The 23,412-nt window shown below is 68.2% G+C and carries 27 protein-coding genes; 12 read left to right on the top strand and 15 right to left on the bottom strand.

The features are described from left to right. Nucleotides 1-71 precede the first annotated feature (71 nt). Together ACYQML_RS04940 and hisG are read left to right on the top strand one after the other, a co-directional pair. The gene (locus tag ACYQML_RS04940; RefSeq protein ID WP_461228845.1) at nucleotides 72-1,226 is read left to right on the top strand and encodes an ATP phosphoribosyltransferase regulatory subunit; all 1,155 of its coding nucleotides are present in this window, start codon (nucleotides 72-74) and stop codon (nucleotides 1,224-1,226) included. Then, on the top strand, nucleotides 1,219-2,238 hold the full coding sequence (gene hisG / locus ACYQML_RS04935; RefSeq protein WP_461221752.1) for an ATP phosphoribosyltransferase: 1,020 nt from the start codon (nucleotides 1,219-1,221) through the stop codon (nucleotides 2,236-2,238). Before ACYQML_RS04940 ends, hisG begins: the two co-directional genes overlap by 8 nt. Before the next feature lie 21 nt (nucleotides 2,239-2,259). Here hisG and ACYQML_RS04930 read toward each other — a convergent pair whose 3' ends face one another. The 3 genes from ACYQML_RS04930 to hemE are packed head-to-tail and all read right to left on the bottom strand — an operon-like array spanning nucleotide 2,260 to nucleotide 4,148. Beyond that, nucleotides 2,260-2,619: a lysozyme inhibitor LprI family protein gene (locus ACYQML_RS04930; protein WP_461234893.1), complete on the bottom strand. Its 360-nt coding sequence runs from the start codon at nucleotides 2,617-2,619 to the stop codon at nucleotides 2,260-2,262. Beyond that, nucleotides 2,616-3,068 (bottom strand): protoporphyrinogen oxidase HemJ, encoded by a 453-nt coding sequence (gene hemJ / locus ACYQML_RS04925; RefSeq protein ID WP_056422959.1) that lies wholly within the window; start codon nucleotides 3,066-3,068, stop codon nucleotides 2,616-2,618. Before hemJ ends, ACYQML_RS04930 begins: the two co-directional genes overlap by 4 nt. Nucleotides 3,069-3,077: 9 nt before the next feature. Continuing rightward, entirely contained in the window at nucleotides 3,078-4,148 is a 1,071-nt protein-coding gene (gene hemE, locus ACYQML_RS04920) for a uroporphyrinogen decarboxylase (protein ID WP_461234892.1), read from the bottom strand. Between the two features lie 602 nt (nucleotides 4,149-4,750). On the opposite strand from hemE, the gene ACYQML_RS04915 reads away from it, so the two are divergent. The 6 genes from ACYQML_RS04915 (at nucleotide 4,751) to ACYQML_RS04890 (ending at nucleotide 9,874) form a co-directional block, all read left to right on the top strand. Further along, entirely contained in the window at nucleotides 4,751-5,581 is an 831-nt protein-coding gene (locus ACYQML_RS04915; RefSeq protein WP_056422951.1) for a pyruvate, water dikinase regulatory protein, read from the top strand. 20 nt (nucleotides 5,582-5,601) lie between these two features. After that, nucleotides 5,602-6,216 (top strand): Maf family protein, encoded by a 615-nt coding sequence (locus tag ACYQML_RS04910; RefSeq protein ID WP_461234891.1) that lies wholly within the window; start codon nucleotides 5,602-5,604, stop codon nucleotides 6,214-6,216. Between the two features lie 26 nt (nucleotides 6,217-6,242). Continuing rightward, complete coding sequence (locus ACYQML_RS04905) at nucleotides 6,243-7,085, top strand: shikimate dehydrogenase (RefSeq protein ID WP_461234890.1); 843 nt, start codon at nucleotides 6,243-6,245, stop codon at nucleotides 7,083-7,085. After that, nucleotides 7,082-7,687: a dephospho-CoA kinase gene (coaE, locus tag ACYQML_RS04900; RefSeq protein ID WP_461234889.1), complete on the top strand. Its 606-nt coding sequence runs from the start codon at nucleotides 7,082-7,084 to the stop codon at nucleotides 7,685-7,687. The genes ACYQML_RS04905 and coaE overlap by 4 nt, the downstream gene beginning before the upstream one ends. Before the next feature lie 35 nt (nucleotides 7,688-7,722). After that, nucleotides 7,723-8,448 (top strand): DNA polymerase III subunit epsilon, encoded by a 726-nt coding sequence (gene dnaQ, locus ACYQML_RS04895; protein WP_461234888.1) that lies wholly within the window; start codon nucleotides 7,723-7,725, stop codon nucleotides 8,446-8,448. Between the two features lie 193 nt (nucleotides 8,449-8,641). Beyond that, complete coding sequence (locus tag ACYQML_RS04890) at nucleotides 8,642-9,874, top strand: extracellular catalytic domain type 1 short-chain-length polyhydroxyalkanoate depolymerase (protein WP_311275640.1); 1,233 nt, start codon at nucleotides 8,642-8,644, stop codon at nucleotides 9,872-9,874. Nucleotides 9,875-9,896: 22 nt separating this feature from the next. Here the strand turns inward: ACYQML_RS04890 and panC are convergent, their stop codons facing one another. From panC to ACYQML_RS04845, 9 genes are all read right to left on the bottom strand, one after another. Then, nucleotides 9,897-10,760: a pantoate--beta-alanine ligase gene (gene panC, locus ACYQML_RS04885; RefSeq protein ID WP_461234887.1), complete on the bottom strand. Its 864-nt coding sequence runs from the start codon at nucleotides 10,758-10,760 to the stop codon at nucleotides 9,897-9,899. Between the two features lie 93 nt (nucleotides 10,761-10,853). Then, nucleotides 10,854-11,255 (bottom strand): hypothetical protein, encoded by a 402-nt coding sequence (locus tag ACYQML_RS04880; protein WP_461235671.1) that lies wholly within the window; start codon nucleotides 11,253-11,255, stop codon nucleotides 10,854-10,856. A gap of 110 nt (nucleotides 11,256-11,365) precedes the next feature. Beyond that, the gene (locus tag ACYQML_RS04875) at nucleotides 11,366-12,619 is read right to left on the bottom strand and encodes a hypothetical protein (RefSeq protein ID WP_461234886.1); all 1,254 of its coding nucleotides are present in this window, start codon (nucleotides 12,617-12,619) and stop codon (nucleotides 11,366-11,368) included. Between the two features lie 173 nt (nucleotides 12,620-12,792). After that, entirely contained in the window at nucleotides 12,793-13,704 is a 912-nt protein-coding gene (locus tag ACYQML_RS04870; RefSeq protein WP_461234885.1) for a tetratricopeptide repeat protein, read from the bottom strand. Continuing rightward, entirely contained in the window at nucleotides 13,704-14,633 is a 930-nt protein-coding gene (locus ACYQML_RS04865) for a vWA domain-containing protein (RefSeq protein ID WP_461234884.1), read from the bottom strand. The genes ACYQML_RS04870 and ACYQML_RS04865 overlap by 1 nt, the downstream gene beginning before the upstream one ends. Next, a complete protein-coding gene (locus ACYQML_RS04860) occupies nucleotides 14,630-15,643 on the bottom strand; it encodes a VWA domain-containing protein (protein ID WP_461234883.1) in 1,014 nt (337 codons plus the stop codon). Before ACYQML_RS04860 ends, ACYQML_RS04865 begins: the two co-directional genes overlap by 4 nt. A gap of 4 nt (nucleotides 15,644-15,647) precedes the next feature. Further along, nucleotides 15,648-16,115 (bottom strand): DUF4381 family protein, encoded by a 468-nt coding sequence (locus ACYQML_RS04855; protein ID WP_461234882.1) that lies wholly within the window; start codon nucleotides 16,113-16,115, stop codon nucleotides 15,648-15,650. Nucleotides 16,116-16,118: 3 nt separating this feature from the next. Then, complete coding sequence (locus tag ACYQML_RS04850; protein WP_461234881.1) at nucleotides 16,119-17,051, bottom strand: DUF58 domain-containing protein; 933 nt, start codon at nucleotides 17,049-17,051, stop codon at nucleotides 16,119-16,121. Between the two features lie 26 nt (nucleotides 17,052-17,077). After that, complete coding sequence (locus tag ACYQML_RS04845) at nucleotides 17,078-18,091, bottom strand: AAA family ATPase (protein ID WP_200919019.1); 1,014 nt, start codon at nucleotides 18,089-18,091, stop codon at nucleotides 17,078-17,080. A gap of 382 nt (nucleotides 18,092-18,473) precedes the next feature. Here ACYQML_RS04845 and ACYQML_RS04840 point away from each other — a divergent pair, with 382 nt between their 5' ends. The 3 genes from ACYQML_RS04840 (at nucleotide 18,474) to ACYQML_RS04830 (ending at nucleotide 20,916) form a co-directional block, all read left to right on the top strand. After that, nucleotides 18,474-19,376, top strand: coding sequence for an alpha/beta fold hydrolase (locus tag ACYQML_RS04840; RefSeq protein WP_461234880.1), 903 nt, complete (start codon nucleotides 18,474-18,476; stop codon nucleotides 19,374-19,376). A 48-nt stretch (nucleotides 19,377-19,424) separates the two neighbouring features. Next, nucleotides 19,425-20,141, top strand: a complete 717-nt coding sequence (locus tag ACYQML_RS04835) for an MgtC/SapB family protein (RefSeq protein WP_461234879.1) — start codon at nucleotides 19,425-19,427, stop codon at nucleotides 20,139-20,141. Nucleotides 20,142-20,229: 88 nt separating this feature from the next. Then, nucleotides 20,230-20,916: an SDR family oxidoreductase gene (locus ACYQML_RS04830; RefSeq protein ID WP_461234878.1), complete on the top strand. Its 687-nt coding sequence runs from the start codon at nucleotides 20,230-20,232 to the stop codon at nucleotides 20,914-20,916. A 4-nt stretch (nucleotides 20,917-20,920) separates the two neighbouring features. Here the strand turns inward: ACYQML_RS04830 and ACYQML_RS04825 are convergent, their stop codons facing one another. Continuing rightward, entirely contained in the window at nucleotides 20,921-21,253 is a 333-nt protein-coding gene (locus ACYQML_RS04825) for a hypothetical protein (protein ID WP_200919017.1), read from the bottom strand. A gap of 291 nt (nucleotides 21,254-21,544) precedes the next feature. On the opposite strand from ACYQML_RS04825, the gene ACYQML_RS04820 reads away from it, so the two are divergent. Then, the gene (locus tag ACYQML_RS04820) at nucleotides 21,545-22,411 is read left to right on the top strand and encodes a C40 family peptidase (protein ID WP_461235670.1); all 867 of its coding nucleotides are present in this window, start codon (nucleotides 21,545-21,547) and stop codon (nucleotides 22,409-22,411) included. Here the strand turns inward: ACYQML_RS04820 and ACYQML_RS04815 are convergent. Together ACYQML_RS04815 and ACYQML_RS04810 are read right to left on the bottom strand one after the other, a co-directional pair. After that, a complete protein-coding gene (locus tag ACYQML_RS04815; protein ID WP_056422907.1) occupies nucleotides 22,389-22,850 on the bottom strand; it encodes an arsenate-mycothiol transferase ArsC in 462 nt (153 codons plus the stop codon). The two genes, ACYQML_RS04820 and ACYQML_RS04815, sit on opposite strands and share 23 nt — an antisense overlap. A gap of 39 nt (nucleotides 22,851-22,889) precedes the next feature. Then, nucleotides 22,890-23,405, bottom strand: coding sequence for a UPF0262 family protein (locus ACYQML_RS04810; RefSeq protein WP_056422904.1), 516 nt, complete (start codon nucleotides 23,403-23,405; stop codon nucleotides 22,890-22,892). Between the last annotated feature and the right edge of the window lie 7 nt (nucleotides 23,406-23,412).

The raw sequence follows: 23,412 nt of genomic DNA, 5'->3' as shown, positions 1-23,412 counted from the left end.
CCCGCTCTGTGGGTGGTCGCCAAGTCCGGATGCTGTTGATAAAGGACCCGGCATCAGGCGGCGGGTGAACCATGACGAGACCGGAGGCAGTCGATCCGATCGACACCGTGCGAGCGGATGAGGGAACGCGGCTCCTCGCGCATTTCTCGCACGGAGGCTACGGCCCGGTGACGCCCGCCGTGCTGCAGCCGGTGGAGCCGTTCCTCGAACTCTCCGGCGAGGATATCCGCCGGCGTATCTTCGTGACGCAGGACGCGTCGGGCGCGGAACTGTGCCTGCGGCCGGAATTCACCATTCCGGTCTGCCGCCAGCATCTGGCGCGCGGCGTGGGGACGACCGCCGATTACAGCTATCTCGGCCCGGTCTTCCGGCTCGGTTCCGGCGAGGCGGAGGAGTTCCTCCAGGCGGGCATCGAATCCATCGGCCGGACCGACATCCCGGCGGCGGATGCGGAGGTGCTCGGCCTCGCCCTCGAAGGCCTCGACCTGCTCGGAGCCGGTGAGGTCTCGGTGAGGCTCGGCGATATGGGCGTCATCGACGCGCTGCTCGATGGGCTCAACGTGCCGCCGGCCGCCAAGCGACGGACGTTGCGAGCGCTGGCAGCCGGCCGCTCCCTGGACGACGTCACCACCGTCGCGACGGTGGAGGACCCGCATGCCGGCCTCCTGGCGGCGATCCAGGGCCAGGATCCGAAGGGCGTGCGCGCCTTCGTCGAGGACGTTCTGTCCATCGCCGGCATTTCGCGCGTGGGCGGACGCAGCGCCGGCGAGATCGCGGAACGCTTCCTCGCCAAGGCCTCGGCCCGAGCCAATGGCGGCGCCGGGCTCAACACTGAGAACCGCGCCATCGTCGAGCGCTACCGCGCCATCTCGGGCGATCCGGATCAGGCAGCCAACTCCATGCGCGAGCTCGCCGCCTCGGCGGGCGTCACCTACGCGCCGCTGGAAGCCGCCCTCTCCTTGTTCGAGGAACGGACCGGCTTCATGGCCGCGCGTGGTCTCGACGTGGAGCGGTTCCGGTTTTCGGGCAGCTTCGCCCGCAACCTCGATTACTATACCGGCTTCATCTTCGAGGTGACGCGGGGGCAGGGCGCCGCCCCCCTCGTCGGCGGCGGCCGCTATGACGGCCTGCTCCAGCATCTGGGCAGTCCCACGCCGATCCCGGCGGTGGGCTGCGCCGTCTGGCTGTCCCGTGTCCTCACGTCGGAAGGATCGTCCCGTGGCTGAGACCGTTCCGACTCACCAGGCTTCGCAAAGCCCGGCCGAGGGCCCCCTCGTCCTCGCCGTGCCCTCGAAAGGCCGCCTGCAGGAGAACGCTTCCGCCTTCTTCGCGCGGGCGGGGCTAAAACTCGCCCAAGGGGCGGGAGCGCGCGACTATCGCGGCAAGCTCGTCGGCGTGCCGGATGTGGAGGTGCGCTACCTCTCGGCTTCCGAGATCGCCAACCAGCTCGCCAGCGGCAGCGCCCATCTCGGCGTCACCGGCGAGGATCTGATCCGCGAGAGCCTTCCCGATGCGCGGGGCCAGGTCGAGTTGCTGACGCCGCTCGGCTTCGGCCAGGCCACGGTCGTCGTCGCGGTGCCGCAGGCCTGGATCGACGTCCGCGCCATGACCGATCTCGACGAGGTCGCGGCCGAACTCCGCATCCGCCACGGGCGTCGCCTGCGCATCGCCACGAAATACGTGAACCTGACCCGGCGGTTCTTCGCCGAGCACGGGGTGGCAGATTACCGCATCGTGGAGAGCCTCGGCGCCACGGAAGGCGCCCCCGCCTCGGGCTCGGCGGAAATCATCGTCGACATCACCACCACGGGGGCGACGCTCGCTGCGAACGCCCTCAAGATCCTCGACGACGGCATCATCCTGCGCTCGGAGGCCAATCTCGTCGCATCGCTGACGGCGCCCTGGGGCCAGAGCCAGAAGAAGGCATTGCGCACCGTGCTCGGCCGGATCGCGGCGGAGGAGCGGGCGCGCCTCACCCGCGAGATCCGGGCGGCGATGCCGGCCGACGGCGATCTCGATCTCGCCGGGATCAGCGCCCTGCACGATGCCCAGCTGCCCTACGGCATGCCGGAGAACCGGAGCGCCGAGATCGTGCTCCACTGCCCGGTGGACGCCACGTTCGACCTCGTGGACGATCTCGTGAAATCGGGAGCGAGCGCGGTCAGCGTCAGGCGGATCGACTACGCCTTCGGCCCGGACAACCCGTTGATCGACCGGCTGCTCACACGGCTGGGCTGAGGCCCGCCTGGGGCCTGCTTCCTACAGCGGCCCCTGCTTGGCGAATTCCGAGAAGACGCCGCGTAGGGTCTTCAGGCGCGCCTCGTAGGCCTTGGTCAGGCAGGCGACATCCGCTGCGCAGCTGCGCCGTTCCTGCAGCCAGGACTCCTGGTCGTCGCGCAGCTTGGCGTTTCCGCCCATGGGCAGGAGCCCGCGCAGGATCTCGAACCGGACAGCCATCTCCACGTCGAGATCGTTGAGGGGAAGATGGCCGCAGATCGCCTTTTCGTCGGGCGTCTCCGCCTTCTCGCACGGGAAGCTCGCGGCCTCGGCACCGGATGCGGCCAGCATCATGACCGCGGCGAGGCCCCATGCTCTGTAACGAGGATGCGATGCGATCATGATCCGAATCCCGGCTTGACGATGACGAGGATGACGATGGCCACCATGAGGAGCGTCGGGACCTCGTTGACCATCCGGTAGAAACGGTGGGTCCGCGCGTTCCGGTCGGCGGCGAAATCCTTGACCATCCGCGAGAACCAGCCGTGGCAGCCGCTCATGGCGAGGACCAGGGCGAACTTCGCCTGCATCCAACCCGACGCGTAGAACCCGCTCTGCCAGACGAGGAACAGGCCGAGCAGCCAGGTGACGATCATGGCTGGGTTCATGATCGCCTTCATCAGGCGCCGTTCCATGACCTTGAACGTCTCGGACTGGGCCGAGGAGGCCGGCCCCTCGGGCAGGGACGCGTGGTAGACGAAGAGGCGCGGCAGGTAGAGCAGCCCCGCCATCCAGGAGATGACGGCGATGACGTGGATCGCCTTGATCCAAGGATAGAGCGTGTCGGCCATGGTCCGAGGTCAGCGCCGCAATCTGGCGAGCATCCGCTCCACATGGGCGATCGGCGTCTGCGGGGTGATGCCGTGGCCGAGGTTGAAGATGTGCGGCAGCCCCTCCGTCGCCTCGAGGACCCCGTCCACGGCCGCGTCGAGGGCCTCGCCACCCTCGATCAGCGTTTCGGGGTGGATGTTGCCCTGGGTCACGGTGCGCGGCGTCACGGCACCGCGCAGGGCCTTCAGATCGACGCTCCAATCGACGCCGACGGCGTCCGCCCCGGTCTCCGCCATCACGCGGGCATGGCCTTCGAGGCCCGAGCCCCGGGCGAAGACGATGATCTTCGCCCCCGGCACGCGGGCCCTGACCCCGTCGACGATGCGGGCGATGGGGGAAAAGCTCCAATGTTCTAGGGCGTCCGCCGTCGCCCCGGGAGCCCGGGGCAGCGAACCCGCATGGGATTCGAAGATCTGGACCGCATCGGCGCCAGCTTCGAGCTGGCGCGACAGGTACTCGATCTGCACCGAGACCAGGCGGTCGATGAGCGCTTCCACCAGGGCGGTCTCCGTATCGGCGAGCGCGCGGGCGGGAGCGAGGTCGGGCGTGCCACGTCCGCCGATCATGTAGCTCGCCACCGTCCAGGGACCGCCGCAGAACCCGAGAAGCGTCGTCTCGGCCGGCAATTCGGAGCGCAGGCGCCGGACGGTCTCGAAGACCGGCTCCAGATGCTGGAAGATGCTCGGATCGTCGGCCTGTTTCAGGCGGGCGAATTCGTCCCGGCCATGGACCGGGTCGAGACGCGGGCCTTCCCCTTCGACGAAGCGGACATTCTGCCCGAGGGCGTCCGGCACGACGAGGATGTCGGAGAACAGGATCGCCGCGTCGAAGCCGAACCGCCGGATCGGCTGCAGGGTCACCTCGGTGGCGAAGTCCGGATTGTAGCAGAGGTCGAGGAAAGAGCCGGCCCTGGCCCGGACCTCGCGATATTCCGGAAGGTAGCGCCCGGCCTGCCGCATCATCCAGGCGGGAGGAATCCGGGACGGCTTGCCGTCGAGAACCTGAAGCAGCGCACGATCGGTGCCGTCACGTCGAGTCATGCGCGTATCCGCCCGGTCCATCTTGATGGGGGGAGACCCCCCTTGGAACAGAGCTATGACGTCCCTGCCCCTTCTCGGGAAGATCTTTTGCCGAGGGACGTTGTTTTACCGCAGGACGTGCCCGCTTCTCCGATGCCCACTTCCGAAAGCCCTGTTCCCTGCGAGAGCCTCCGGGGGTGGCCGAAAATCCCTGTCCCCGTCCCGTCTATCTAATAAGAAAAGAGAGATTCTAGGACTCTGTTTTTTCTTTTAGACGGGGGATGACGGGACCGCGAACTTGTCCACACCCCATCCCCGCGCCACCGCCGTTAACGGGGCTTTAACGGGTTCGCGCTAACTTTCGAGAACGGGAAGTCTAATCAGCGACTTGCGCGCCGTGATGGGTCCCTCGTGCCCGAACCCTCCCTGAATCTCCCAAACCGGGATCGGGACGAGGGTCGTTGGTCTGCATGTTGACGCGAGAGTCGACAACGCGGGGGAAGGTTCCGCCCCCGGCCCGGACAGGGGTGCTTTATCCCCACCTGTCGACTCCGGCCTTCAGGTGTGGTGGATAACCCGGAGATCCCTCGAGCCCGTCCGCCGGCCTGGGATGGGAATTTCCGATGAGTCGCAGCTACTTCCATCTCCATCTCGTGTCGGATTCCACCGGTGAGACCCTCATCAATGTGGGTCGCGCCGCCGCCGCCCAGTATGAAGGCGTCTCGGCCATCGAGCATGTCTATCCGCTGGTGCGATCCTCGGCCCAGCTCGAACGGGTGATTTCCGAGATCGAGGCGGCGCCGGGCCTCGTTCTCTACACGCTCGTCGGGCACGACCTGACCGAGCGTCTGGAAGCGGCCTGTCGCGAGACCGGCTCGCCCTGCCTCTCCGTGCTTCAGCCGGTCCACGCCCTGCTCCAATCCTATCTCGGTGCGGAGACGACGGCGCGGCCCGGGGCGCAGCACATGCTGAACGCCGAATATTTCAAGCGCATCGACGCGATGAACTTCACCCTCGCGCATGACGACGGCAACCTGCCCTTCGACATCGACGAGTCCGACGTGATCCTCGTGGGCGTCAGCCGCACCTCGAAGACCCCGACGGCGATCTATCTGGCCAATCGTGGGCTGAAAACCGCGAATTTCCCGCTCGTGCCCGGCATGCCGGTGCCGCCCAATCTCGAGAACGCCCGCAAGCCCCTCGTGGTCGGCCTTCTCGCGTCTCCTGAGCGGATCGTGCAGATTCGTCAGAACCGTCTGCTGAGCCTGAAGGCGGACGACACCTCTCTCTATGTCGATCGCGACGCCGTCGCCGACGAGATCGCCGCCTGCCGCAAACTCTGCAGCCGACATCGCTGGCCGACCATCGACGTCACGAGGCGGTCCATCGAGGAGACCGCCGCCGCGATCCTCGATCTCCACCGCGAGCACCGGCTCAAGTTCATCGTGGCGTGAAACGCGAAACGAGCTCCGTCATGACCCATCTCTGGCTTCCCGAACGTCCATTGGTTCTTGCCTCCGGCTCGCCGACGCGCAGGCATCTCCTGGAAGCGGCCGGACTCGACGTGGAAGTCGTGATCCCGAATGTCGACGAGCGCGGCATCGAGGCCGATTCAGGCCCCCTCGCCCCCGCCGATCTCGCTCGCCGACTGGCCCTGGCCAAGGCACGGGCGGTCGCGGAAAAGGCCCGCGACAGGATCGTCCTGGCCGCGGATCAGGTTCTCGCCTGCGACGGGGAGGTGTTCCACAAATCCGCCTCCCTCGACGCGGCGAAACATCAGCTGAGCCGGCTATCCAACAGGACGCATTCGCTGCATTCCGCCGCCGCCCTCATCGTACCGGGACGGGAGCCGGACGTGATGCATGACGAGGCCCGTCTGACCATGCGGGATCTGAGCGCGGTCGCCATCGACACCTATCTGGCGATTGCCGGGCATGACCGCGTCACCGGCACGGTGGGGGGATACCAGCTGGAAGGCCTCGGCATCCATCTGTTCGCGGAAATCGAAGGCGCCCATGCCACGATCCTCGGCCTGCCGCTGACCGGATTGCTTGACCGGTTGCGCTGCCATGGCTGCCTTGCCTTCTGATCCCGAACGCCCCGCGAGACCCATTCATGATCAAAGCCTTCGTCGTCGGTCATCCGATCGCCCATTCCCGGTCGCCGATGATCCACGGACACTGGCTCTCGACCCTCGGGCTCGATGGGTCCTACGAGCGGATCGACGTGGCGCCGGAGGATTTTGGGACCTTCCTGCGCGGCCTGAAGGCTGCCGGGTTCGCCGGCGGAAACGTGACTTTGCCACATAAGGAAGCCGCCTTCGCCGGGGCCGAGGTGCTGACGGCGTCCGCCCGGCGGATCGGCGCGGTCAACACGCTCTCCTTCGACGGGCAGGGACGTCTCGTCGGCGACAACACCGACGCCGTCGGCTTCACCGCCCATCTCGACGAGACCCTCGGGGCGGACCGGCTCGGCGCCGATGGGGGAGATGTCGTGATCCTCGGAGCGGGAGGGGCGGCACGGGCCGTCGTTGCGGGCCTCCTCGACCGGCCGGCGAGCCGCATCCTCGTGGCCAACCGCACGCGCTCGCGGGCCGAGGCCATCGTGGAACTGGACCCGTCCCGCGTGGAGGCCATCGACTGGGACGGGCTCGACGATGCCCTCCGCCGCGCGCGGCTTCTCGTCAACACCACCTCACTCGGCATGACCGGCAAGCCGCCTCTCGACATCGCTCTCGACCGTTTGCCGGCTGAATGTGCCGTCGCCGATATCGTCTATTCGCCCTTGGAGACGCCGCTCCTCGCAGCGGCAGCTGCGCGAGGGCATCGCGTGGTCGACGGGCTCGGCATGCTGCTGCATCAGGCAGTGCCGGGTTTCGAGCGCTGGTTCGGGACCCGTCCCGTAGTGACGCCGGAGCTGCGCGCCCTCGTCGTCGCCGATCTGGTCGCGAAGCGATGATCCGGCCCTTCATCCTCGGTCTCACCGGCTCCATCGGCATGGGGAAATCGACCACGGCCGCCATGTTCGCCCGGCGCGGCATCCCGCTCCATGACGCGGATGCGGCGGTGCGGCGCCTCTACGCCGCGGGTGGAGCCGGCGCCCGCCTCATCGCCGACCTGTTCCCCGACGCCATCGCGGAGGACGGCTCCGTCGACCGCGCGCGCCTGCGGGACCACGTGCTCGGCCGGCCGGATTCTCTCGCCCGGCTGGAAGCCGCGATCCATCCCCTCGTCCGCGCGGAGGAGCAGCGCTTCCTCGACGAGTACGCCGACGCCTCCCTGGTGATCCTCGACATCCCCCTCCTGTTCGAGACCGGCGGAGAGGCGAGATGCGATGCGGTTCTGGTGGTGACGGCGGATCCCGATGTTCAGCGGCAGCGTGTGCTGGCGCGCCCGGGCATGTCCGAGGCGGCTTTTGCCGCGATCCTCGCCAAGCAGATGCCCGATGCCGATAAGCGCGCCCGTGCCGACTTCCTCATCGATACCGGGCTTGGCCTTGCTGGCGCCGAAAATCAGGTCGACGCTCTCATCGAACGGCTCGTCGGCGCAGGCCAAGCCTGACCGACCGCTTCGTTTCTCCTCGAATGGACCGCACCATGCTCCGTGAGATCGTCCTCGACACCGAAACCACCGGTACGGATGCCAAGAACGGGGACCGGCTGATCGAGATCGGCTGCGTCGAACTGATCAACCATATCCAGACGGGGGTGACCTTCCACCGTTACGTCAATCCGACACGGCCGGTCTCGCAGGGTGCGTTCGGCGTCCACGGTCTCTCCGACGCGTTTCTGGCCGACAAACCCGTCTTCTCGGCGATCGTGGATGATTTCGTCGCCTTCTGCGGCGATTCCCCCCTCGTGATCCACAACGCGCCCTTCGATGTGGGCTTCCTCAACATGGAGTTCGCCCGGCTCGGCGAAGGCGGGCCGCCGCAGATCGACCTGGGGGCGGTGGTCGACACGCTGCAGATGGCGCGGCGCAAGCATACCGGCGCTTCCAACAGCCTCGACGCGCTTTGCGTCCGCTATGGGATCGATACGACGCGGCGCACCAAACACGGTGCGCTTCTCGACGCTCAGATCCTGGCCGAGGTCTATATCGAGCTGCTGGGCGGCAAGCAGACAAGCCTTGGCCTGGCGATGGTCGAGGCCGCCGAACCCATCCAGATCGTTGCCTCCGGCGACGGTCCCGTCGCCACGGGGCCACGCCGATTGCGCAACCGCTTGAACCCCTTGGACGTTACTCAGCATGCTGCGTTCGTCTCATCTCTCAGTGCAAGCCCGATCTGGCGCGACTATGTCAGCGAGAGCGGAGGCGAGTAAATATTGCCTAGGTGCAATGCAATAAAACACATATTGCATTGCAACAGAACCAGCTTACATTTTTGCACAACGAGTCGGCGCGGAGGCGAATCGAGCCCATCGTCGATGCCGGATCAGCTTTTATCCTGCATCGATCAGATCCGCAGGCCGCTCGTCGACACACATGTCCAACACCCAAGAAAGCGATCATGCGATGGCTGATCACCCGAACCGGACACAGGCACGTCTGGCCGATCTCGTCGAAGCCACCAAGCTGACGGGGGCGGGCCGCTTGCAGGAAGCGTCCGATCTCATCCAGCGCGGCCTGTTCGGGAGCCAGGGCGCCAGCCATTCCGGTCAGACGGCGGACGCCGCAACCTCCACGCATTCGGCAGGCGGGATCGCGGAAGGTCTGCACGATCAGTTTCGTGGGGCCCTGGATCAGGTCGCGCGGAAATTCGGCCTGTCGTCGCCATCAGGCGCGGTCGCTCAAGGCGCGAATGCTCCCGCTCCGGCGACGTCCGGCTTCATGGGGTTCGATCCTGCGACGCTGTTCCGGGACGGAAACGTTCCGTCTCTCACCACGGGAGAGGGAACTTTCACCGCGCATTCCTTCGCCAACGAAGCGGGTGCGCGCGACTACAAGCTCTACATTCCTAGCCGTACGGTCACCCATCCTCCCCTGGTTGTGATGCTGCACGGCTGCACCCAGTCACCGGACGATTTCGCTGCCGGAACCGGCATGAACCTCCTTGCCGAGCAGGAAGGGTTCCTCGTCGCCTATCCAGGCCAGAGCACGAGGGACCATGGCCAGCGCTGTTGGAACTGGTACCAGCCCGGCGATCAGGCACGGGGCCTGGGCGAGGCCGAGATCATCGCTGGCCTTACCCGTGAGGTGATGCAAAGCTACGATGTCGATCCGCGCAGGGTCTACATCGCCGGCCTCTCGGCCGGTGGCGCGGCCGCCGCCAACGTGGCCCTGGCCTATCCCGATCTCTACGCCGCCGTCGGCGTGCATTCCGGCCTCGCGGCCGGATGCGCCGGCGACGTCTCTTCGGCGCTGACGACGATGCGTCTCGGGCCTTCGGGAGCCGCCGCCACTCTGCAGGGAGGGACGCCCCGCGTTCCGACCATCATGGTTCACGGTGAGAACGACAGCACCGTCCACCCGCGCAATGGCGAGCAGGTCCTGCTCCAGGCCGGCGTCGATGCGCTCACGCCTTCCGTCTCGGACGGCGTGAGTCCGGGCGGGCTCTCCTATATCCGCACGCGTTATGCCGACGAGACCGATCGTGTGGTGGTGGAAAGCTGGGTCGTGCGCGGCCTCAACCATGCCTGGTCGGGGGGCGACCCGTCGGGCAGCTACACCGACCGTCGCGGACCCGATGCGTCACGGGCGATGGTCGATTTCTTCATGGCCCACCGCCTCGACCGACCGCGCCAGTAAATCACTGTAAGATGACGGACTGTCAGACCGCCACGTTGTCGATGAGTCGCGTCGAACCGAGATAGGCGGCGACCAGAATCCTGGTCGCTCCCGTGGCGTGTTCCACCGGGGCCAGCGTGTCGGCATCGCACACGCTGAGATACTGGATCGTGCTGAACCCGGCCGCGATCAGCCGATCGGTCGAGGCGGAGACGAGGGGGGACGCGGCGTTCCCCGCCCGCAATCCTTCGGCGATGATCGACAGTTCGCGGTGCAGAAGAGGGGCGATCCGTCGCTCCTGTGCATCGAGGTAGCGGTTGCGCGAGGAGAGGGCGAGGCCGTCCTCCTCTCGCAATGTCGGGACGCCGCCGATGGCGACGGGGATGTCGAGGTCACGCACCGCGCGGCGGATGACCTGCAATTGCTGGAAATCCTTCTCGCCGAACAGGGCGGTATCGGGCTGGACCTGGTTGACGAGCTTCGTCACCACCGTGGCGACGCCGGAGAAATGGCCCGGACGAAACGCGCCGCACAATCCCTCGCAGATGCCCGCCACCGTGAGGCTGGTGGAGAAATCCGCCGGGTACATCGTCTCCACGGTGGGAAGGTAGGCGGCATCGACGCCCGCCTCCGACAGCAGCGCAAGATCGGCCTCGGTATCGCGCGGATAGCGCGAGAAATCCTCGCTCGGCCCGAACTGCGTCGGGTTGACGAAGATGCTGACCACGACCCGCTCCCCCAGTTCCCGCGCCCGGGTCACGAGGGAGAGGTGGCCCTGGTGCAGGGCACCCATGGTAGGCACCAAGACGACACGGTCGCCCGCCGCCTTCCAGGCGCGGATGCAGGTCCGCATGGGGTCCACCGTGTCGAACCGGACCGGGGTGACGGGCGAGGCTTGGCTGCTCATCGGGGCTCTTCGGCAGGGCTCTAAGGGATGTCGGGCTGTCCTCCGACTATCTCAACTCGGCGCCGGAAGGCCAGATGCCGCGAGCGCCCAAGGTCAGTTGCAATAGGGTAGGAGGGACCGACCGAAGGGATCGTCCACGCCCAGTGCCGGTTTGAAGCCGTAATAGCTCGGTTTCCCGAGCCCGTAGGTCGATCCGACATAGCTCGGATCGTCCGGCGCGTCGGTGGGGATGGGAACGCTTCTCGGGATACAGGCGACCCGTCGGGGTCTCGCACGCTCCCGTCGCGGCGTGCTGTCCTCATCCGCGCGCGGGAAGTAACGCGGCGGCGGCTCGGCTCCCGGGACAGGGCGGTTGGCCTCCACGCCGTAGGGAGTGGACCAGCGCTCCCGCGCATCGGCGGCCCGGGCCGGGCCGTCCAAGACGGACGCGACGAAACATGCCGCGATTAGCACCCTCGCGGCATGGCCTCCTGCTGTCTCGCGCCCTCGGCTCATGTCATCCCGCTGCGTGCTCCCGTCGCCGGAAGCCCTGTCGATGGGGTTCACCACCCAACTCACCGTCCGTGGACGAGGCTCGAAATTCTCAGAACAGGGTGAACGAAAGGTTACCGTCGCAAAGCCCGACCATCGAGATCCGCCAACGGGTTGACCGGCTCGGCGGGAAGCCTGTCGATCTTGAACGGCTTCGACAGGTTGCCGGCTAATAGAGCCAGGTCCGGCGTCGCTTCCTCGGTTCGGCCATAGAGCGAGGCGTCGAGGGCGGCCAGTGCCTCGGAGATGACCGGAGTGGAGCGCCAGAGCCGCGCGAGTTCGGGTTCGTGCTCGAAGACCGGGCCGAGGGCAGCGCGGAAACCCAGTCCGTCGCCGGCCTCCGCGTGGCGTGCGAGTTCGCGACGCGTCGCACGGTCGAGGCGCAGGGTCCGAGAGCGCCTCGGAACGCCAAAGCCGATGAGGGCGAGGCCGAACCCGAAAGCTCCCACGGCCGCAGCCGCAACGACCATCGGCGAGGCCGGAGCGACGGGTTTGGCGTCCTCGTCCCGGTCGGGCAGGCCGCCGCCGATCTGGCGGGCCGGGATTTCCGCTTCCCGCAGGGTCCGCGAGACGGTGTCGAACCAGGGAATGGTGATCGCATCCAGCGGGACGATCTCGGTGACGGCAGGGCGCACGTCCCATTGATAGGTCGCCCGCGCCACCGGACCCGTCGGGGTGATGATCGTCTCGCGGGTCACAGGGCCCGCGAAGGTGAGGATACCGCGTGTGCGCATGACCGGCCTTGGCGGCAGCCCTTCGGCCACCAGCCCCTGCGCCTCCAGGGTGACGATGCGCCTCGTGGTCTCGCCGATCTTCACCGTTTCGGGATCGGGGCTCCAGGAATCCGTGATCGTGACGTCCCGCGCCGGTAGCCACCACGGCTCCTTTACGTCGGGGCCGCCCACCGGCTTCGTCCAGTTGGCGACGGGCAGCGAGACCGGTACGGAGGGAACGTCCACCACCTTGCGGGTGCCGCCATCGTTGATGGTTAGGCGGTGGATGAACGGGTCGATGGTGAAGTCGCCCGGATGGTGCGGGAAGATCGCGATGGTACGGTCGAAGGCTACCGCCACCTGTCCGTCCGGCAAGCGGGTCTTCGACCAGGTATCCCGGCCGAGCTGGGTCCAGCTGAAATTCGCCAGCGACGGCTGGACGACCTCCTCCAGCAGGATCGCCTGCCGGTAGACGCCGCGAATGTGGAGCAGCACCATTTCCCGCGAGAACGGCGCAGCGTTACCGTTGAGCTCCGGCGTCACCGTCAGGGTGAGGTCGCCGGGAGCGATTTCGGCCTGTGCGGGAGCGGCGAGGAATAGGAACGCGCCGAGCATTAGGATGCCACGCCGTCCGTGATCCCTCCCCCCTCTGCGGGGGAGGGTGGCCCGCGAAGCGGGTCGGGAGAGGGGAGCGCCAGTTCCGGAGAGGTCGTCCCCTCTCTCGCCTGCTCCGCAGGCACCCTCCCCCGCAGAGGGGGGAGGGTTGGTATCCGGGCGATACACTCCGCTCACCATGGGTTGCTTCCTGCCGGGACCGCCGTGCCCGCTTCCACACGCACCGCTTGCTCGGCTTTCAGGCGCAGCTTGAGATACCGGCCCGGATCGTCCGGCAGGGTCTGGAGCCAGAGGCGGTCGGGGCGGATTTCGTGCGCCTCGAAACTCTTCGTCACGCGCCGCGCCTCCCGCTCCGGGGCGGCGGCGACCATGGCGGAACCGGCGCCCGTGCGTCCACGACCGGCTGCATCGCTGGCCGAGCCTCTCGCTTCACCTTTGCCGGAATCCACCGATTGCTGCTCGGCCTTGCCCCGCCGCGCCACCTTGCTGTTGCCCGGCGTCGAGGAGGAGGTGCCTCCCTCCTTGTTGCCGGCCAGTCCCTCACCGACGGAGGAGGCCTTCATGTCGTCGTTGGGATCCTGGTTCGACGTCTTGTTGTAGCGCGAGCCCACCGTCGCGGTGGCATTGGCGAGGCCGCCGCCCTTGCCCGGATCACCCGGCCCCTCGGCCACGAGACGGGCGACGAGGGAGCGGTTGGCCTGCGCATCCGCATCGCGTGGATTGTATTGCAGGGCAACGTCGTAGGCGTCTATGGCGCCCTGGAAGTCGCCCGAGCGCGCGAGCGCATTGGCGAGATTGTAGGCGTTGCGCCGGCCGCCGTTCCGGAAGATCGCGATGGCCTCCTCGTAGCGCCCGGCCTCGTAGAGCGCCGCCCCGCGCCAAGCCGGATCGGCAAGGATGGTGGCGGCGGCACCGGGCAGGCCGAGGTTGATCAGGCTGCGACCGAGCGTCGTGCGCGGCTCCGAGACCAGGGTGAGGCCGAGAATGCCGACACCGGTCAGGGTAATGCCGGCGATCCTCGCCCAGCCGGTCCAATGCCGGGGGAGAGGAAGACGATCGGACAAGGAGAGGCGCGCGGTGCTCATCAGGCGCTCCTGCGGAACAAGGCGAGGGCCGGAAGCAGGGCGAAGAGGATCAGCCAGCGTCCCAGATCGGCGAAGGCGAGCACGGTGTAGCCGCCCGCCGCCAGATGTTGCGCCGTGCTGGCCCCCACCACATCGAGGAGGGCGGCCGGCCTGTCGAGATCGACGGTGAGGCCGTTGCCCGTGCCGGTCACGCGGTCGAGGGCCGCCCGGTCCGGCTTGGGCGATCCCGCCGGCAGGGAATTGGTGGCCGGAACGAACACGGCATGGAGATGCCATCCCTTGTTCCGGATCGCAGTGGCCTCGCGCATGGCGGCATCGCCGATCCCGTCGCCATCGGTGACGAGGACCACGTCGCCGGCGATGACGCCGGCCTCCTCCAGGGTCCGGCGCGCGATGGCGAGGCCGCGCTCGGGATGGGTGCCGCGATCGGGCACGGTGTCGCCGTCGAGGGCGAACAGGACGAGGCTCAGGGCGTCGCGATCCGTGGTCGGTGGGGCGGCGAGATAGGCGTCGCCGGCATAGACCACCACGGCGACGCTGCGGGTGCCCGCCGCCTGGGCCACGCTGTCGGCGATCTGGCGAACCTCCTTGAGGTGGCCGCCCTCGGCCACGGAGCGCGAAAGATCGATGACGACCACCGTCGCATCGAGGTTGCGGAAGGTCGCCGCGTCCGGGCGCTCGATGGCCGGTCCCGTGAGGGCGACGGCGATGAGACCGGCCGCGATGGCGGCGGCGAGGTTGGCCTGGCGCCGACCACCGAGGACGGCTCCGCGCGTCTCGAGGAAGGCCATCAGGCCGGGATCGACCGCCTTCGCCCAATCGCCCAGCGGGGCCGAGCGCCAGGCCGCGCGCAGGGCGAGGACGAGGATGACGGGAATCGCCAGGAGCCACCAGGGCCGCAGGATGGCGAGGGAGAGAAGGGCGCTCATGCCTTGCGCCTCGCCACCAGCAGGCCCGCCGCGCAGAGGAGAGCAAGGCCAGCGGGCCAGGGCCACAGGTCCTGCCGCAGGGGGACCGGGGGAGCCTTGGCCCGACCGCCTTCAATGGCATCGATGGAATCGGCCATGGCGATGAGGTCGTCGGTGGTCTTCACCCGGAAGAAGGTGCCCCCGGTGAGAGTCGAGATGTCCCGCAAGGTCTCGGCATCGACCACATCCTGCTCGCCGTCGGCATTGGACATGTCACGGGGGCCGAGGGCGATGGTGTGGACCTTGACGCCGAGTTCCTTGGCCAAAGCCGCCACGTCGCGCGGCGTGGTCTGGCCCGCATTGTTGGCCCCGTCCGTCATCAGCACCACCACCTTCGATGTGGCCGGCGGGATGTCGGACGCCTCGCCGGAGGTGGCCGGCACCAGTCGCTTGAGGGCGAGGCCGAGACCGTCGCCGATGCCGGTGGAGCGGCCGACGAGGCCGATCGTCGCCTCGTCGAGGGCGCGCGCCACGGTGGCGGTATCGAAGCTCGGGCTCGCGGCGACGTAGGATTCGTTGGCGAAGATCACGAGGCCGATCCGGTCCCCGGCCCGGCGGCGGATGAAGTCGGTGCCCACCCGCTTCACCGCGGTGAGCCGCGTCACGGTCTCGCCGTCGATGGCGAAGTCGCGGCGCTCCATGCTGCCGGACAGGTCCATCACCAGCATGATCTCGCGACCCGAGGCCGGAAGCGCGGTGGCGGGCAGGACGAGGCGGGGTCCGGCGAGCGCCGCCACCAGGGCGGCCCAGAGGGTCCAGATCAGGAGCGAGCGCCCGCGCCCACGCGCCGCCACGCCGTCCCCTCGGGCGGAGCCCATCACGACGGTGGACGGAACGCGCAACGCACCGCTCGATCCCATCCGTTCGGGCGGCAGCAGCCGTGCCGCGAGAAAGGGCAGCGGCAGGAGCAGCAGCGCCAGGGGCGCGGCGAGATCGAAGGCCGAGAGGAAGGCGGTGAACCAGGCTGGCATCGGCTCAGGCCCTGATCCGCGCGAAAAGTCGGCTGAGTTCGGCATCGAGGGTCTCGACGTCGGCCGGGGAGGAGCGCCGGTACAGGCCCTCCGTCACGACCCTGCCTGCGCCCTTGCTGAAGACATCCGTGGCAAAGAGGCTGTCGAGGGTGGCCGCCCAGTCGCGTCCCTGGGTCGAGGCGGCCTCGTCGCCGGCGAGCGTCCGGGCGAGGCGCCGCAACAGGCGGGCCTGCGCGATGAGGCGTGCGTCCGGGGGAAGCGCCCGCGTCTCGGCGAGGCCGCGCAGGGCCGAGGCCCGCACCGAAGCTTTCGCCCGTGCCCGCAACAGCCTGACGAGGCCGACGAGAAGGGCCGCGACGAAGCCCAACGCGATGGCCAGCACCACCTCGCCCTGCGCGCCGCTACCCGCATCGGCCGGGAGGTGCAGGCCGCGCAACTGGGTGAGATCGGTGGGGGAGCTAAGCGGGTTCACGCGCTACAGCACCGCATCGAGACGTTCCATCAGCGGAGCATAGGCCTCGGGGCCGGCCTCGGCATCGAGGCGCAAACCTTCGATGCCGCGCCGCGCATAGGCGATGAGTCGGTCGTCGGGTGCGCCATCCGTATTGGCGGCGGAACGCCCGACCTGGACCGTGCCGCGATGCCCGTCCGGCGTGGCGAACGGAAAGAACCCCGCCGGCTTCCTACGCTCGAACGCATCGCTGACGAGGACGAGGCGGATCGACAGGCGCTCGGCCAGCACGGTGAGCAGGTGGTCGAATTCAGGCCCCGGCGCGTCCAGCGCGCTGCCGATGACGAGATGGCCGCCGGACGGAAGCAGGCTCGCCGCCACGGTGAGGCTGCGGTCGAGGGGAGGGTCCATCCTGTCCGAGGCGGCGAGTGCCTGGGCATGGGCCATGGCCAGCGCACCCGTCACCGCCGTCATGGCCCGCTCGCCGCCGCCGGGACGGACCACCACCGGCTCCCCCGAGGACGCGGCCACGAGGCCGATCCGGCCACCATCGCCGACGATGCGCCAGCCGAGCAGCACCAGGGCTTCGGCCGCGGCCACCGAGCGCAGGGCGCGACGCGTGCCGAACAGCATGGAAGGGCGGAAATCCGCCAGTAGCACCACGGCGCGGTCGCGCTCGTCATGGTGGGTCCGCACGTGGAGGATGCCGGTGCGGGCGGTGGCGTTGCGGTCGATATGGCGGCGGTCGTCGCCCTCGGACCAGAGCCGCACGTCGTCGGGCTCCGAGCCGCGTCCGCGCCGCCGGGTGACGATGCCGCCGGGAAGGCCCGCCAGGGTGCGGGTGGCCGGGGAGACGCCGCGTCGGGCGAGGTGGCGTAGCCCCATCAGGGCCTCGCCCGAGAGGTGGATACCGGGGCCGTGTGCGGAGCCCGTGGTCGGGCCTGAAGGGGACGCCATGGCTGTGCTACCCGACCATTCCGCCTTCAGAGCGCCCGGACCCGCTGGACGAGGCCCTTGATGATGCCCCGCGCGGTCTGTCCCTCGGCGGCGGCGCGCCAGGTGAGCCCGATCCGGTGCGCCAGGGCGTCGGCGGCGAGATCGGAAATATCCTCCGGGATCACGTGGTCGCGGCCACGCAGATAGGCCCGTGCCTTGCCGGCGAGCATGAGCGCCAGCGTCCCGCGCGGGGAGGCCGGGTGCTCGATCGAGGCGCGGAGATCCGGGGCCGCCTTGTCGGTGCGGGTGCCGGCCACGAGCCGCACCAGATAGTCCTTGAGGGCCGACGAGACGTGGACGTTGAGGGCCGCCGCGCGGGCGGCGCGGATCTCCGCCACGGTGAGCTTCACCGGCATCGCCTCGGCATGGTGGTTCAGTTCGCCCTCGACGAGGTCGAGGATGCGGCGCTCGGAGGCTTCGTCGGGCATCTCCACCACCACATGGAGGAGGAAGCGGTCGAGCTGTGCCTCCGGTAGCGGGAAGGTTCCCGCATGCTCGATGGGATTCTGGGTCGCCACCACCATGAACGGGTCGGGCAGGACATGGGTATGGCCGGCGACCGTGATCTGGCCCTCGGCCATGGATTCCAGCAGCGCCGACTGCACCTTGGGCGGGGCGCGGTTCACCTCGTCCACGAGGATAAGGGAGTGGAACAGCGGACCGGGCAGGAACTCGAAATCACCGGCATCTTGGCGCCAGACGGTGGTGCCGGTGAGATCGGCCGGCATCAGGTCGGGCGTGCATTGGATGCGGGCGAAGCTGCCGTCGAGTCCGTCCGACAGGCGCTTGACCGCGCGCGTCTTGGCGAGGCCGGGCGCGCCCTCGATGAGGAGATGGCCACCGGTGAGAAGCCCGATGAGCAGGCGCTCCACGAGGGTTTCGGCGCCGATGAGTCCGTGGCTCAGGCCATCCCGGAGAGCGAGGATGCGTGCGCGAAGCGCCTCGTCGGCGGCCGGCGCCGCCGAGGTAGCGGGACGCATGGCCAGTGTCGCGTCGCTCATGAGCGCGCGTCGGCCGGAGCCGCCCGCAGGGCTGCCGCAACGGATAAGCGGGGCATGATCGTGGCAGGGCCGGCGTACAGCACCATGCGCGTCTCCTCGGGCGGATTCTTAAGAGATCCCTATGTCGATCGGGTTTGCATGCAGCGGAGCACCGGCGTCAATCCCGTTGGACGTTTCCCGTGAAACACGAGGGTGAGATCGGGCAGAATGCCCGACCACCGGGATTTCATGAAGTCGAATGCATGCGGAGCGGATTTCTCTGCCGATCCCGAGGATCTAAGCCGGAATTCGGCGTTATGTCGCATCCTGCTAGACGTCGGTGGAAACCGAGGGCCGACCTCCCGGTTTCCGTCCCAACCCAGCGGGCAGACTGGAGCAGACCATGAGTACAGACCTCTTCCCCGGCTTCAGCGCGGACTGGATCGACATTCCGGAGGGCCGTTTCTTCGCCCGCAACGGCGGTCGTAAGGATGCGCCTCCCCTGATCCTGCTGCACGGTTTTCCGCAGATTCATGCCTGCTGGCACCGCATCGCGCCGGCTTTGGCCGAGACCCATCGCGTGGTGTGCCTCGATCTGAAAGGCTACGGCTGGTCGGAAGCGCCCAAAGGTGACCCCCATCACGAGGCCTATTCCAAGCGCCGCATGGGTCGCGACGTGGTGGCGATCATGGAGCGGCTCGGCCATGTCCGCTTCGCACTCGTGGGTCACGATCGCGGCGCGCGCGTGGGCTACCGACTCGCCCTCGACGAGCCGGGCCGGATCGAGCGCCTCGCCCTTCTCGACATCCTACCCACCCTCGTTCAGTGGGAGCGGATCGAAGCCGATCCCGACGTGTCATCGCATTGGGCATCCCTGGCCCGACCGGCCCCCGGTCCGGAGGAGGAGATCGGCCGCGATCCGGTCGCCTATTTCGAAGGCCTCCTTCGGCAATGGAGCAATGCCCGGAGCCTCGACCCCTTCGTCCCGGAAGCCTTGCGCCTCTATCGCGAGATCTGGAACGTGCCCGAGCGCATCCACGCCTTCTGCGAGGATTACCGCGCTGGCGCGACCCGCGACCGCGAGGCCGACCTGGACGACCTCGCGGCAGGAAAGACCCTCTCCTGCCCGACGCTGATCCTCACCGGCGACGGCTATCTCGACCATTCGCACGAGACCCCGCTGGCGGCGTGGCAGCGGACCTTCGCGCCGAAGGCCGAGGCCGTGGACATCACATCGGGGCATTTCCTTGCGGAGGAGAATGCCCCCGAGACGCTCAAGGCCCTGCGGGCCTTCCTCGGTGGCTGACGCGCGAAGCGTCACCGTTTCGTCATGGGCGGGCGACATGCAGCGCCCATGACTGCGCTTCTCGCTTCGCCGCTGCCGGAATTCGTGAATTCCGCCTTCAGCCTCATCGTCGCTTTCGTGCTCGGCACGATGATCGGGGCCGAACGGCAATATCGCCAGCGTACGGCGGGCCTGCGCACCAATGTGCTGGTGGCGGTGGGGGCGGCGGCCTTCGTCGATCTCGGCATGCGCCTCGAAGGCACGCGCGGCGCGGTGAGCACGGTCGCTTACGTCATCTCCGGCGTCGGTTTCCTCGGGGCCGGCGTCATCATGAAGGAGGGCATGAACGTGCGTGGCCTCAACACCGCGGCCACCCTCTGGTGCTCGGCGGCGGTGGGGGCCTTCGCCGGGGCCGACTTCCCCCTGGAGGCCTGTTTCGTCACGGTGGCAATCCTGTCCGGCAACACTCTGCTGCGGCCCCTCGTCAACGCCATCAACCGCGTCCCCATTGATGAGAGCCAGACCGAGGCCACCTACGAGGTCCAGGTCACGGTGCCGGCCGAGCATGCCGGCCCCGCCCGCGACCTTCTCGTGGAACGGCTGGAGGCGGCGCATTACCCGGTCGGCGGCACCGAGGTGGTGGAACGCGGCGAGGAGACGGTGGAGGTGGTGGCGACCCTGGTGGCGACGGCGGTGGACTCCGCCGAACTCGACGCGGTGGTGGCCGGGTTGGAGCGCGACGAGCGGATCAGCCATGCCACCTGGTCGGTCCAGACCGCCGATTGAGCGCGTCCGCCGCCATTGCCGCCGTGAGGAAAAGGCCAAACTAGGCCCGTGATGCCGGGCTTCGCCCCGGCGATGGAGGACCCCAACCATGGCCGGAACACGCAGGAACGCATTGATCGTCGGGGCTTCGCGCGGCCTGGGCCTCGGATTGGTGGAGACGTTCCTCGCGCGCGGCTGGGCGGTCACCGCCACCCAGCGCTCGCCTTCCGCCGGATTGGCGGCTTTGGCCTCCGACGCGCTCGGCGTCGAGACCGCCGATATCGATGATGACGCGGCGGTTGCCACTCTCCACGATCGGCTCGCTCACCAACGCTACGACCTGATCTTCGTGGTGGCCGGCGTGGCGACCCAGGCGCACGATCCTGCTCATGAGGTCCCACGCGAGGTCGCCGCGCAGGTCTACCTCACCAATGCCATCAGCCCGATCCGCTTCGCCGAACGGTTTCGCGATCGGCTGGCGGGCAACAGTCTCATCGCCTTCATGAGTTCCGTCCTCGGCAGCGTCTCCCTCAACGAGAGTGGCGGATGGGAGACCTACCGCGCGAGCAAGGCAGCGTTGAACACGCTGGCCATCAGTTTCGAGATCCGTCACCGCGACGAAGGGTTCGGCGTGGTCCTTCTCCATCCCGGCTGGGTCCGCACGGAGATGGGTGGTGAGGAGGCGGATCTCGACGTGGCGACGAGCGTCGCCGGTCTGGCCGACGTCATCGAGAATCGGCTCGGCAAACCCGGCATCGCCTATCTCGACTATACCGGCGCGACCTTGGCCTGGTAGGCGGTCAGCGCCGTCCGTCGAGGGGACGGCCGCGCCGTTCCACCACGACGGGCGGGCGGGTACGACGCTCGACGATGACGGTGCGCGGCGCCCGGCTCGGGCTGCCGGCGGTGAGGATGCGCTCGGAGATCTTCTCGGGCTTCTGCTTCCCGGCGGCGAGCACGTGTGGGCGCACCTCGTCGAGGGGAAGTCCGATCAGGCCAGCGGCAATCTCGACCTGCTGTTCGAGATCGTCCGCGAGATCCTGCGCGGCAGCGACCGCCTCGGGGATCGTGGGCGGTTCGCGCCGCACGCGGATCGGGGGCAGGTCCTGGAAGGATTTCGGCGTCTTCTTCACGACTCGGCCCACGCTCGACATGAGCCGAGGATAGCGCGACAGGGGCTCCGGTGCATTGCACCATTTTAACGATGCACCCACGCGTTTCGCGCATTCCCCGCCGTTGGAGTCGGAAATTCCGCCAGATCGAGGCCGGGATGCCCTTTCCCTATTCGATTGCCTGAGCGAATGCCCATCGGAGGAGCAAGATACGCGTCATTATGACGCATATTCCAGTGGCTCCGTTGGGGCCTCGTCCGATGCGTTGCGCGCCGTCGGGCTCCCGTCGATACTGCGCCCATCATGTTTCCCATCACCGATCTCACCGATTCCAGGCTGGTTCCGGCCCGCCCCGACCTCGCCGATCTCCGCCTGCGCGGCCGGATCGACGCCGAACGCTATGTAGCGGGGCAGCCCGGCCGGCTCATCGTGGCATCCGCGCCCTTGCGGCGGCGACCGAGTCTCGACGCCGGCATCGAGACCGAAGCGGTCATGGGCGATCCCCTGACCCTCTACGACACGAGCGACGGCTTCACCTTCGTACAGTTCGAATCCGACGGCTATGTCGGCTACCTGCCGGCGGAATCCTGCGCCCTGGGCGTCCCGTCCCCGACCCATCGGGTGACGGCCATTCGGACTTTCCTCTATCCGGCCGCCAACATGAAACGGCCACCACTCGGGCACGTGAGCCTCGGCGCAGGGCTGGGCGTCACCGGGCAGGAGGGCGAGTTCCTGCGCTTGGCAGAGGGCTCTTACGTCTTCGCCGATCATTGCGTCCCGGTCGGCACAGTGGAGTCCGACCCTGCCGCAACCGCCGAGCGTCTCGTGGGCACGCCCTATCTGTGGGGAGGTCGCACCAGTCTCGGGCTCGATTGCTCGGGCCTCGTCCAGCTTTGCCTCGCCATGGCGGGCATTCCGTCCCCCCGCGACGCGGATCAGCAGGAAGCGGCTCTCGGCACGGCGCTGCCCCAGCACCTCGACGGCCTGGTCCGGGGCGATCTCGTCTTCTGGCGCGGCCATGTGGGGATGATGCTGGACGAGACCCGCCTCATCCACGCCAACGGCCACCACATGGCGGTGGCGGTGGAGCCCCTGGGGGTGGCGGTGGAGCGCATCGCCGAGAAGAGCTACGGAGCGGTGACCTCGCTCCGGCGCATTACGGCTTCAGCCGGGCCTTGATTCGGGTGATCAACCCGTCACGGACGTCGCGATAGGCTTCGAGGCGCTGATCGCGTGAGGCTTCCTGCATCAGCGTCGGGTCCGGCGTCGGCCAGTATTCCACGTCGACGGCGTTGGTCCGAGTGACCTCCAGAGCCGCGTGGTGCGCCTCCGGCGACAGGGTGATGATGAGGTCGAAATTCAGCCCCTCCCACTCCTCGAGTTCGAGGAGCGTCCGGGGCCGGTGTTTCGAGGCGTTGATGCCGATCTCGTCGAGGGCCGCAACCATGAACGGGTCTGCCGGCTCGCCCGAACGGACGCCCGCCGACTGCACATAGGTGGACTTGCCGAAATAGTGACGCGCCACCGCCTCCGCCGCGAGGGACCGCACGGCGTTGAAGTTGCACATGAACAGCACCGACTGCACGCGCGTCTTCTTCGGGCCGGCCTCTTCCGCCATCCGGTGACTGCCTCGGGCTTCAAACGACGGGGAGGGCGCTCACGCCTTCCAGTGCAAGGCGAAGACCAAGGTGAATAGGCGTCGCGCGGTGTCGTGGTCGAGATCGACCTTGCCTTCGAGGCGCTGCCGGAGGAGTTCGGAGGCTTCGTTGTGCAGGCCGCGCCGTCCCATGTCGATCGCCTCGATCTGGGTCGGTGAGGCGGTCTTGATCGCGTTGTAGTAGCTCTCGCAGATCATCTCGTAGTCGCGGATCACCCGGCGGAACGGGGTCAGCGACAGGAGATGGGTCATCACCGGCTCGCCGTCCTGCCGGCGGATCGCGAAGGAGAGCTTGTTCTCCACGAGGCCGAGGGTGAGGGCGTAGGGGCCCTCGCGTCCGGGAATGGAGAAGTGGTTCTCCTCCAGGATGTCGAAAATCGCGATGGCGCGCTCGTGCTCTTGATCGGGATTGCCCCGGCCGATGGAATCCTCGTCGAAGGTCACCGCCGCGAGGCGGTGGATGGACGACGCTTTCTCTGCCGCTTGTCCTGTTTCTGGTTGTTCTGAGCCGGCCATCGTCCCC

This window comes from Methylobacterium sp. CM6244, assembly GCF_054817885.1.
The sequence above is the reverse complement of the archived record's forward strand: the minus strand, read 5'-3'. Positions and strand labels throughout refer to the sequence as shown.